This is a genomic window from Pedococcus sp. P2_E5, from assembly GCF_056403895.1.
The window spans coordinates 112,634-122,775 of the sequence record NZ_JBFUEP010000003.1 but is presented as its reverse complement, the minus strand read 5'-3'; the positions used below and the strand labels follow the sequence as shown (position 1 = coordinate 122,775).

Genomic DNA, 10,142 nt, shown 5'->3' with positions numbered 1-10,142 from the left:
GCCTTCGACAGCCGCGCCAGCGTCGACTCGTCAGGCATCGCGGCCAGCTGCTCCGGCCCGACCAGGGTGACGACCAGCTCCGCGCTCAACCCACTCTCCACGGTGAAGCGAGAAACCGACCACCCCTTCTCGCGCAGCCGCTCTTCGATGACGATGCCGAGTTCATTTGCCATGGTCGCTCCCCGCGTGGACTGAATTGGAAGGGTTCGTTCCTTCTGGATAAGAGGATGAAAGCATGATGGTTTGGGCTGCGTTCGGTAAACACCAGAACAAGACATTAAAGGTTTGGTAAAGCCGTTTGCATTGGCTTGGCGGCGCGGGAGGCTGGTACCGGCCCGGCCCCCACCGGGTCGGCTCTGCCGTGTCCGGCGACCTGCCTGACCTGTGGACCAAACGGCACCCAATCGTGGGAGTTCGCATGCACCTCCGGAACACAGCACCTGCCGTCCTCGCCGCCGCGATGGCGGCGGCGGTCATCGCCACCGCGAGTCCCGCCCAGGCCGCCAAGCCCGTGAAGCCGACCCCTGTCCCCTCGCACACGACGACCGTGGTGGGCAGGGATCCCTTCGCGGCGGCCCAGCCCACCGCCGCAGGTCACCTCATCCGCGACCTCGGCCTGGACGGCGGAAAGCTGTACGTCGCCTACGGCGACTACGACGCGAACACCGGGCCACAGCAGGTCCACACGTTCGACCCCGCGACAGGAGCGTTCTCAGGCAGCCAGCTCGAGGTGCCGACCGAGGAGATCAGCGTCTACCGCAGGCTGAGCGGCAAGCTGTACGCACCGATGACCGACCCGCGCCTTCCGTGGACCGCCGACGTCGGGTACGCGACCAACGCCACCGGCGTGTGGACCAACCAGATGAAGGCGCCGGCCGTTCACGTCTACGACGTGGCCACGCTGAACGGGAACGACCTGTGGATGGTCGGCTCGGTCGGGCAGTACGACACCGCTGTGGCGGGTGGTGGGGCGGGGGCATACCGGTCGACGGACGGGGGCCAGACCTGGCAGCTGGTCGCCAAGGACACCTCGGCCGTCGAGAACGGCTACGAGCGCTACTACTGGGCAGCCGCGATCAACGGCACGATGTACCTCCAGGCCAACGGCGTCTCGGGTGGTGCACCCCTGCGCGCCTTCAACGGGGCCACGTGGTCGACTGTCTCCGCCGGGTCCGTCGACCGGCCCTGCGGGACAGTGGCTGCCAACCGGGTCGAGGTGTTCAAGAACCAGATCGTCTGCGCGGGAGGCTCTGCCTACGGCGTCACCACGTTCAACGGTGTGACCGCGGTGACCGCCGCGATCGGCGGACTCTCCGACCTGGCCGTCCCGGGCGACGGATCCATCTACGCCCTGACGACCATGGGCGTGTACCGCAGCCTCGACGGCACCTCGTGGACGCCGTTGAGCACCGCACCTGCCGGCGCCCAGTCCGTGGCCGTGGTCAACGGCACCGTGTACCTGGGGATGAGCGACTCCACCATCGTGCGGGTCAACAACCTCACCGTCACCGCAGCGGGCTCCCCCGCGCCCCGGACCAGACCGCTCGGGTCACTCCACCGCAACGCCGTGAGGACGCCGACTTTGCCGCGGGTTCCGAGGGGTTGACCTCCACCTCGTCCGTTCGGCCCTACTAGGGGGCGAACTCGGCCGATCCCCGGCGCGTCCGAGCACGGCATACCTGCCCGGCTCCTACCGTCGAAGACGTGAGCACGCACACCATCCACCGCAGCACCAGCCACCACCCGCGCGTCCTGCGCGGAGCGCGGGGCTGGATCTGGGTGTGCGAGTGCGGTGGCGCCTCGTGCCGGACGCCGGCGCAGGCCCCGCTGGCCTGGCGTTCGGCGCTCATCGCCGCGCTGCTGCACTCGTCCACCGTCGCGCCCTGACGCCCGGTTCCCCACACCGGCTAGCCGGGGCAGGGCCGACGGGCTAGAGCCAGGTGTGCACCCGCACCGTCGTCCCGCTGTCGGAGGACCGCAGCTGGACGAGGTCGCAGAGCTGGTTGACCATCCACAGCCCTCGACCGTCGGGCTCCTCGGTGCTGGGGGCGAGTCGCCCGGTCAGTGGGTCCGCCACGACACCACCGTCCGTGACCTCGCAGACCAACGCCTCAGGCGTGCGCCACAGGCGCAGGGTGCCGCCGGTCCCGTGGACCACTGAGTTGACACCCAGTTCATGGAGCGCGAGCCCGAGGTCCTCGGCGCGTCCCTCCGGGACTCCGCAGACGCGAGCGACGTGCAGGGCAAGGTCTCGCACCGAACGCAGGGTCTCGTGTGTGATGGTGCGGACGATGCTGGCGGCCGGAGGATCCGGGAGCGGCGTCGCAAAGCCCAGGGCCCCGAGCTCGCCTCCGCCGTAGGACTCGTTGGCCCGGGCGGTGCCATCGTCCTCCGCCACCCAGGGGTGCGAGTGCAGGGCGACGTCGACCACCTCGGTGGGCAGCGCCCCCACCTCGTAGGGGCAGCGCAGCCACAACGGTGCCGTCGGCGGGATGGCGTCGTTGAGCAGCGCCTCGTGCAGCTGGCACTCGCTGACCTCGACACTCGAGCGTCCCGCCCAGAGGGGTTCGCCCACCCCGCGCGAGGGGCGGTCACCGGACTCGGTCACGAACTGGACCCACGCTGCGATGATCCGGGCGGGGTTGGCGCCGAGGTGTTCCATGTCGGCGAAGTCCACGTGTCCGGCCCCTTCGCCGAGGGCCGCCCGCACCGCCTGCAGCCGAGGGGCGGGCAAGGCGACGAGGACCCGTTCGTGGGCCAGCAGCCCGCCGCGAACGAAGTCGACCGTGGCGCGAACGAACGCATCCGGACGCGACCAGAACATCACGTCATGGACGTAACCGTTGCCGGCGCGCGCTTCCCCCACTGCGAGGGGGGAAGTCGTCATGCCCATGAAAGCTCCGTGCGCGCGCGGCCGATCGGGACGCAATGCCCCGGACTCAGGCAAAGGGTACGCCTCTGCGCGCCCGATGGGTGCCAGTCCGGGAAACCCCCTGAGCAGCGAAAACGTGTCATGGCCATCTCGCATCTGCGAAGGTGGGCGGTGGCGGCCTGGCGTGGTCGCCACCGCGACCCAGGAGGACCAGATGAAGATCGGCATTCCGCGCGAGGTCAAGAACAACGAGTACCGCGTGGCCATCACCCCATCGGGTGTGCACGAGCTCGTCGTCAACGGCCACGAGGTCTTCGTCGAGAAGGATGCGGGTGTCGGTTCCTCCATCCTCGACGAGGACTACGTCGCCGCGGGTGGGACGATTCTCGACACCGCCGACGACGTCTGGGGCACGGGCGACCTGATCCTCAAGGTCAAGGAGCCGATCGAGCCGGAGTACCACCGGATGCGCGAGGGCCAGACCCTCTTCACCTACCTGCACCTCGCCGCGGACCAGCCCCTGACCGAGGAGCTCGTCAAGCGCAGGATCACCGGCATCGCCTACGAGACCGTGGAGCTTCCGGACCGGTCGCTGCCCCTGCTCGCCCCGATGTCCGAGGTCGCCGGTCGGCTCGCACCCCAGGTCGGCGCCCACACGCTGATGCGCGCCCAGGGCGGCCGTGGTGTCCTCATGGGTGGGGTCAGCGGGGTGTATGCCGCGAAGGTGGTCGTCATCGGCGCCGGGGTCTCGGGGATGAACGCCGCCGCGATCGCCCTGGGCATGCAGGCCGAGGTGCTGCTGCTCGACCGCGACATCGCGAAGCTGAGGCACGCGGACGCCATCTACCAGGGGCACTGCCAGACCGTCGCGTCGAACGCCTACGAGGTGGAGCGGGCCATCATCGACGCAGACCTCGTCATCGGCGCCGTGCTGGTCCCCGGGGCCAAGGCACCCAAGCTCGTCACCAACGAGCAGGTCTCGCGGATGAAGCCCGGCTCGGTGCTCGTCGACATCTCGATCGACCAGGGCGGGTGCTTCGAGGACTCACGGCCGACCACCCACGCCGACCCCACCTACGAGGTGCACAACTCGGTCTTCTACTGCGTGGCGAACATGCCGGGCGCCGTGCCCCACACCAGCACCTACGCCCTCACCAACGTCACCCTCCCGTATGCCGTGCAGCTCGCCAACCGGGGATGGCGCGACGCGCTCAGCGCCAACCGACCGCTCGCCCTCGGCCTCAACACCCATGCCGGGGCAGTGACCTACGCACCCGTCGCCGAGGCTCATGGCTTCGAGTCCGTCGACCTGGAAGCCGTCCTCGCCGGCTGATCCCAGGTTTGGTCCCGTCGCCTGTCGGAGGGCCCGGCTAGCGTTGGGGGCGTGCTCCTCGCCGATGTCGTCGCCGCCTCGCGCGCTRCCACCGAGACGCGGTCCCGGCTCGCCAAGACGGCAGCCGTGGCCGACGCGCTGCGTGCGGCCGGCCCACGGGATGCGGCGACGGTCGCGGCATACCTCTCGGGGGTGCTGCCGCAACGACGCGTGGGGGTGAGCTGGCGCGGGCTGTCCACCCTTCCCGAGCCGGCGCCGTCGGCCACCGTCACGGTGGCGGAGGTCGACGCCGCCCTCACAGCGATCGGCGCGATCTCGGGTTCTGGGTCGGGCGCCTCCCGGGCTGCCGCCGTGGGTGCCCTCTTCGCCCGGCTGACCGCACCTGAACAGGACTACCTCCGCGCCCTGGTGACCGGCCAGGTCAGGCAGGGCGCGCTGGACGGCGTCATGCTCGCGGCGATCGCGGCGGCTGCACAGCTCCCCGAGGCCGACGTCAGGCGCGCCGTGATGCTGGCGGGGCACGCGGGTCCGGTCGCCGCGGCGGCCCTGACCGGAGGCAGTGACGCGCTGGCCGCGATCCGGCTCGAGGTCGGTCGACCACTGCGGCCGATGCTCGCCGCGTCGGCCCCGGACATCGACGCCGCGTGGGAGCAGGTGGGTGACACCAGCCAGGGCGTGGTCGTCGACGGCAAGCTCGACGGCATCCGGCTCCAGGCCCACCGCCACGGAGACGAGGTGCACCTGTTCACGCGCTCGCTCGACGACATCACCGAGCGACTGCCCGAGGTGGTCGAGGCCGTCCTCGCCCTGCCCGTGGAGTCCGTCGTCATCGACGGCGAGGCCATCGCGCTCGACGCGGCAGGACGTCCGCGCCCGTTCCAGGAGACCGCGTCGCGCACGATGAGCAGCACCGGAGTTGCCGAACTGCGGGCTCGGGTGCCGGTGACGCCCTACTTCTTCGACCTGCTGCACGTCGACGGCCAGGACCTGCTCGAGCTGCCGGCCTCCGCTCGGTTCGCGCGGCTCGCCGAGCTGGTCTCGACCCCGTCGCTGGTGCCACGGATCACCGCGACCACGTCCGCAGAGGCCGGAGAGTTCTTCGCCAGGCTGGTGGGCGAGGGTCACGAGGGCGTCGTGGTCAAGGCTCCCTCGGCCCCCTATGCCGCCGGACGCCGCGGGGCAGGCTGGGTGAAGGTCAAGCCGAGGCACACGCTCGACCTCGTGGTGCTCGCCGTCGAGTGGGGCAGCGGACGACGCCGGGGATGGCTGTCCAACATCCACCTCGGCGCGCGCGACCCCGACACGGGCGAGTTCGTCATGCTCGGCAAGACGTTCAAGGGCATGACCGACGAGATGCTGGCCTGGCAGACCGAGCGCTTCACCGAGCTCGCGGTCGGCGGCACCGAGGGCTACGTCGTCACCGTGCGTCCCGAGCAGGTGGTCGAGATCGCCTTCGACGGCATCCAGACCTCGTCGCGCTATCCCGGCGGAATGGCCCTGCGGTTTGCCCGGGTGCTGTGCTACCGCGACGACAAACGCGCGGATGAGGCCGACACGCTGGAGACCGTGCGCGCCCTTCGCTGACCGGTCACCTGGACCGGCCTCGCGACACACGCGGCCGCCGACGTATCACCGGGCCACGCCGACCCTCTTGGGAGTCAGGACGTGCCACGGGGCGGCGCGGCCGAGGGGGCAACACCATGCAGACACGACACCACACCCGGCCGGACACGGCCCACCACCACCCGCACGTGCACAGAGCCGGTGCAGGCACCTGGCGCTGGCAGTGCGACTGCGGCGGCGCATCCTGCCGGACGGCCACGTCCGGGCTGAGCTGGCGTCAGGCGGTCATCGCGGCACTCAACCACGCCACCTGCCTGGCGCCCTGACGGGGCCGGCGACCACCGTCGGCGACACCTGACTCGGGCACGACGCGCAGCACCCTAGGCTGGGCGTCGTGCTCGACCAGGTCACCGCCACGCGCTACGTCACCCCCCTCAAGGAGGGTGGCTCCCTGCCCGGCATCGTCGAGGCCGACGACTTCGGCACCTACGTCGTGAAGTTCCGCGGAGCCGGGCAGGGCCTCAAGGTGCTCGTTGCCGAGGTCATCGTCGGCGAGCTGGCGCGCGCCCTCGACCTCAACGTCCCGCGGATGGCCGTCGTCGACCTGCAGGCACCCATCGCCAAGTACGAAGCCGACGAGGAGGTCCAGGACCTGTTGACGGCCAGCCTGGGCCACAACCTCGGCATCGACTTCCTGCCCGGCTCGTTCGGGTACGACGGGTCACGGCCACCCGCGCCCGACACCGCCGCCGACATCGTGTGGCTCGACGCCTTCACCGCCAATGTCGACCGCACGTGGAGCAACCCCAATCTCCTTGTCTGGCACCGCAACCCGTGGCTCATCGACCATGGTGCCGCGCTCTACTTCCACCACGGCTGGCCGGGCCGTGGCGCCGATCCCCGACGGTTCGCGACTCAGTCCTTCGATGCCAGCGCCCACGTCCTGGGCGACGTCGCGTCCAGCACGGCCGCGGCCCACGAACGCCTCTCCCCCAGCATCACGGCGGAGCTGCTTGCCGGTGTGGTCGACGCGGTGCCCGAGGCCTGGCTGGAGGAGGCACCCGGTCTGGACACGCCCGCCGCCGTGCGCGCGGCCTACGTCGAACACCTCCTGGCCCGCGTCGCGAACCCGGCGGCCTGGCTCCCCGAGGACCCGTCATGACCCTCCACGGCTACCAGTACGTCGTGCTGCGCTGCGTACCGCGGGTGGAGCGGGAGGAGTTCCTCAACGTCGGACTCGTCCTCTACAGCCAGGGCGCCGACTTCCTCGAGGCCGCCTACCGCGTCGACGCAGCGCGGCTGCACGCCTTCGCGCCCCAGGTCGACGTCGAGGACGTCGACCGCGCGCTGGAAACCATCTGCCAGGTATGCCGCGGAGTCACCGGTGGTGGGCTGCCCACCCTGGGCGGTCTCGGGCGCAGGTTCGGGTGGCTCAGCGCACCGCGGAGCACGGTGGTCCAGCCGGGGCCGGTGCACGGAGGCCTCACGGCCGACCCGGCGAGCGAGCTGCGCGACCTCCTTCAGCGCCTCGTCGACTGACCCGTGGGGCGCAGGGCCCACGCGGCCACGGCGCCCGCCGCGGCCACGTTGAGGGAGTCCACGCCTCCAGCCATCGGGATGGTCACGGTCAGGTCGGCCGCATCGAGGGTGTGGTGGGACAGCCCGTCGCCCTCGGTGCCGAGCACGAGCGCCAGCCGCTCGGGTGGGTCGGCGGCAAGCTCGTCGAGGCTGACTGCGTCGTCGGCCAGAGCCAGGGTCGCGACGGTGAAGCCGGCATGCTGGAGATCGGAGATGCCGCCGGGCCAGGGGTCGATGCGAGTCCACGGCACCTGGAACACGGTGCCCATGGAGACTCGAATCGCCCTGCGGTACAACGGATCTGCGCACCTCGGAGTGACCAGGACCGCGTCCACGCCGAGGGCAGCGGCCGAGCGGAAGACGGCGCCGACGTTGGTGTGGTCGACGATGTCCTCGAGGACCAGCACCCGCCGCGCGTCGGCGACGAGGTCGGCCACGGTCGGCAGCTCGGGCCGCTGCATCGAGGCCAGGGCGCCACGGTGCAGGTGGAACCCGGTGAGCCGTTCGATGACGTCGTGCTCCCCGACGAAGACCGGGACACCCTCGGCCTCGGCCCGCTCGACCAGGTCGGACAGGTCGGTCAGCCACCGCTGTGCCATGAGGTAGCTGCGGGGTCGGTGTCCAGCCTCCAGCGCCCGCCGGATGACCTTCTCCGACTCGGCGATGTAGAGGCCGCGCTCCGGCTCGGTGCGGCGCCGCAGCGCGACGTCGGTGAGCGAGACGTAGTCGGCCAGCCGCGGGTCGGCTGGGTCGGTGATGGCGAGGGGCACGGCGAGCAGGCTAGATCACTCAGGACACGAGGGCGCGCACGATCACGCTGACGCTGGCCAGGACACAGAAGGCAAGCACGGCCCGACGCAACCGGTCGCGGTCCAGCCGGGCGCGGGCCGGTGCGGCCGCGGCATACCCGAGGGCCATGAACGGGATCCACGCGAGGCCGGCCACGAGCTGTTCACGGGTGAACTCCCCCGCGACGCTCAGCCCGGCGACGGCCATGGCTGCTCCCACCAGGAAGAAGACCGACAGCGTGGCGCGCAGCCGCGTGGGGCGTTCGTGCTGGAGCACCAGCGCGAGGAACGGGCCGCCGATCGAGGCGGCGGTGCCGGAGAACCCCGCGATGGCCCCGGCGACAGCCGAGTTCACCGGGGTGGGTCGCACCTCGAGGGCCGAGACCGACGCGGCCACCGTGAGCAGGATCAGCACGCCCGTGACCACGGAGATCGCCCGGACGGACAGCAGCGCTACCGCGGCGACTCCCAACGGCATGACCAGCAGTCGCGCTGCCAGGGCCCACGACAGCGACCGCCACGCGATGTCGCGCGGACCGTGGACGAGCTGAACCACCGGCAGCGAGAAGCTGGTGACGAGCAATGCGCCTGGCATCAAGCCTGGTGCGAACAGCACGAGGAAGGGGGCCGCGACCACCGCCATGCCGAAGCCGATCGACGACTGCACGAAGGCACCGGCGAAGAGGGCCAGACCGAGCAGCAGGACCGGGGTCCAGTGCATCAGCTGAACCAGACGATCTTGATGATCCCCACGAGGCCGACCACGATGATGACGGCGCGCAGCACGAGCGGCGGCAGTCGGCGTCCGACCTTCGCGCCGAGGAAACCGCCCGCGAACGCGCCCACCCCGATGAGCAGCGCCACCATCCAGTCGATCCGGCCCCACGCCACCACCATGAAGGTGATGGCGGCCACGGCATTGACGATGGTGGCGAGGACGTTCTTGAACCCGTTGAGCCGCTGGATCGGTTCACTGGACAGGGCGCTCATCAGACCCATCAGGATGACGCCCTGGGCAGCGCCGAAGTAGCCGCCGTAGATGCCGGCGACCAGCACTCCTCCTGTGAGCGCCGCAGCGTGCCACGAGGCCTGCCCGATGCCGGCTTCGTGGCGGGCAAGGGCCCGGACCTGCAGCCGTGGACCGAGGACGACGAGCACCAGCCCCAGGCCGATCAGGACGGGCACGATCGCCTGGAACGCCTCCGCGGGCAGCACCAGCAGCAGCACCGCACCGATGACGCCGCCGAGCAGGGATGCTGGTGCGAGTCGCCGGAGCGTCCGCCCGGCGCCGTCGAGCTCGCCCCGGTAGCCGTGCACGGCCGTCACTCCCCCGGCCACCAGACCGACGGTGTTGGACACGTTGGCCACGACCGGGGGGTAGCCGAAGAACAGCAGCGTGGGGAACGTGATGAGGGTGCCAGACCCGACCACCGTGTTGATCGTCCCCGCCGCCAGCCCTGCGAGGAAGATCCCGAGGGCTTCAAGAACGGACACCACGTCACCCTAGCGACGACCGCCCCAGCGCCCGCTTCGGGCTCGCCGCACTGAAGGTGTCAGCGGGCACGGAAGGTCCAGTGGCCATCGACAGGTTGAGACCCCGGCCACGCCGTTACCGAGGCACCGGCCCCTGACCGGCCCGATGGGCAGCCTGCCGAACCAGCGTCGCCACCCTGTGCGAGTCACGCAGGTCGCTCCACACCAGGCGGACCACCGCAGCGCGCAGACTGCGTCCCTGCACCTGGGACAACGCCAGCGGCAGAGACACCGACCGCGCGCCGCCGACCACGCGGCCCTCTTCTCCATCGGACAAGGGGTGTGTCGTCAGGCCGCTGCGCGTGAACGTGCGGTCAACGGGCGAGCAGACGTCGATGCGTTTCAGGTCGCAGTCGACCAGTGGGAGCCCCGACAGCGCCAGCGCCGCGTGGTGCGAGGCCCACGTGTGCCTGCCACGGGACAGCAGCACGGCCCTCACCTCCGTCGCGTAGCGGTCCTCTGGTCGGTCGGATCA

11 protein-coding genes are annotated in these 10,142 nt (G+C 70.8%); 6 read left to right on the top strand and 5 right to left on the bottom strand.

Features of this window, described 5'->3' with window-relative positions; translation table 11 throughout:
- Positions 1-418: 418 nt before the first annotated feature.
- Positions 419-1,606: a WD40/YVTN/BNR-like repeat-containing protein gene (locus AC1DVZ_RS01945; protein ID WP_477616495.1), complete on the top strand. Its 1,188-nt coding sequence runs from the start codon at positions 419-421 to the stop codon at positions 1,604-1,606.
- A 98-nt stretch (positions 1,607-1,704) separates the two neighbouring features.
- Positions 1,705-1,887 carry a hypothetical protein gene (locus AC1DVZ_RS01940; RefSeq protein WP_477612890.1) on the top strand — a complete coding sequence of 61 codons (183 nt, stop codon included), beginning with the start codon at positions 1,705-1,707 and terminating at the stop codon, positions 1,885-1,887.
- Positions 1,888-1,930: 43 nt separating this feature from the next.
- On the opposite strand, the gene AC1DVZ_RS01935 is transcribed toward AC1DVZ_RS01940, so the two are convergent.
- Positions 1,931-2,887 (bottom strand): anti-sigma factor RsbA family regulatory protein, encoded by a 957-nt coding sequence (locus AC1DVZ_RS01935; RefSeq protein ID WP_477616494.1) that lies wholly within the window; start codon positions 2,885-2,887, stop codon positions 1,931-1,933.
- A 199-nt stretch (positions 2,888-3,086) separates the two neighbouring features.
- Here AC1DVZ_RS01935 and ald point away from each other — a divergent pair, with 199 nt between their 5' ends.
- The 4 genes from ald to AC1DVZ_RS01915 all read left to right on the top strand — a co-directional run bounded on the left by ald (position 3,087) and on the right by AC1DVZ_RS01915 (position 7,307).
- The gene (ald, locus tag AC1DVZ_RS01930) at positions 3,087-4,205 is read left to right on the top strand and encodes an alanine dehydrogenase (protein ID WP_477616493.1); all 1,119 of its coding nucleotides are present in this window, start codon (positions 3,087-3,089) and stop codon (positions 4,203-4,205) included.
- Positions 4,206-4,256: 51 nt separating this feature from the next.
- Positions 4,257-5,789 carry an ATP-dependent DNA ligase gene (locus AC1DVZ_RS01925; protein WP_477616492.1) on the top strand — a complete coding sequence of 511 codons (1,533 nt, stop codon included), beginning with the start codon at positions 4,257-4,259 and terminating at the stop codon, positions 5,787-5,789.
- Positions 5,790-6,162: 373 nt separating this feature from the next.
- Positions 6,163-6,930: a HipA family kinase gene (locus tag AC1DVZ_RS01920; RefSeq protein WP_477616491.1), complete on the top strand. Its 768-nt coding sequence runs from the start codon at positions 6,163-6,165 to the stop codon at positions 6,928-6,930.
- On the top strand, positions 6,927-7,307 hold the full coding sequence (locus tag AC1DVZ_RS01915; RefSeq protein ID WP_477616490.1) for a DUF3037 domain-containing protein: 381 nt from the start codon (positions 6,927-6,929) through the stop codon (positions 7,305-7,307). Before AC1DVZ_RS01920 ends, AC1DVZ_RS01915 begins: the two co-directional genes overlap by 4 nt.
- Here the strand turns inward: AC1DVZ_RS01915 and AC1DVZ_RS01910 are convergent.
- From AC1DVZ_RS01910 to AC1DVZ_RS01895, 4 genes are all read right to left on the bottom strand, one after another.
- Complete coding sequence (locus AC1DVZ_RS01910; RefSeq protein ID WP_477616489.1) at positions 7,289-8,116, bottom strand: TrmH family RNA methyltransferase; 828 nt, start codon at positions 8,114-8,116, stop codon at positions 7,289-7,291. The two genes, AC1DVZ_RS01915 and AC1DVZ_RS01910, sit on opposite strands and share 19 nt — an antisense overlap.
- 19 nt (positions 8,117-8,135) lie before the next feature.
- A complete protein-coding gene (locus AC1DVZ_RS01905) occupies positions 8,136-8,855 on the bottom strand; it encodes a TSUP family transporter (RefSeq protein WP_477616488.1) in 720 nt (239 codons plus the stop codon).
- Positions 8,855-9,628 carry a sulfite exporter TauE/SafE family protein gene (locus AC1DVZ_RS01900; RefSeq protein ID WP_477616487.1) on the bottom strand — a complete coding sequence of 258 codons (774 nt, stop codon included), beginning with the start codon at positions 9,626-9,628 and terminating at the stop codon, positions 8,855-8,857. Before AC1DVZ_RS01900 ends, AC1DVZ_RS01905 begins: the two co-directional genes overlap by 1 nt.
- A gap of 115 nt (positions 9,629-9,743) precedes the next feature.
- Positions 9,744-10,097, bottom strand: a complete 354-nt coding sequence (locus tag AC1DVZ_RS01895) for a hypothetical protein (RefSeq protein WP_477616486.1) — start codon at positions 10,095-10,097, stop codon at positions 9,744-9,746.
- Positions 10,098-10,142: the final 45 nt, after the last annotated feature.

What these genes read in the sequence shown, in the direction of transcription:
- AC1DVZ_RS01945 (WP_477616495.1), top strand. Translation starts at nt 419, where the DNA reads ATGCACCTCCGGAACACAGCACCTGCCGTCCTCGCCGCCGCGATGGCG.
- AC1DVZ_RS01935 (WP_477616494.1), bottom strand. Translation starts at nt 2,887, where the DNA reads ATGACGACTTCCCCCCTCGCAGTGGGGGAAGCGCGCGCCGGCAACGGT.
- ald (WP_477616493.1), top strand. Translation starts at nt 3,087, where the DNA reads ATGAAGATCGGCATTCCGCGCGAGGTCAAGAACAACGAGTACCGCGTG.
- AC1DVZ_RS01915 (WP_477616490.1), top strand. Translation starts at nt 6,927, where the DNA reads ATGACCCTCCACGGCTACCAGTACGTCGTGCTGCGCTGCGTACCGCGG.
- AC1DVZ_RS01905 (WP_477616488.1), bottom strand. Translation starts at nt 8,855, where the DNA reads ATGCACTGGACCCCGGTCCTGCTGCTCGGTCTGGCCCTCTTCGCCGGT.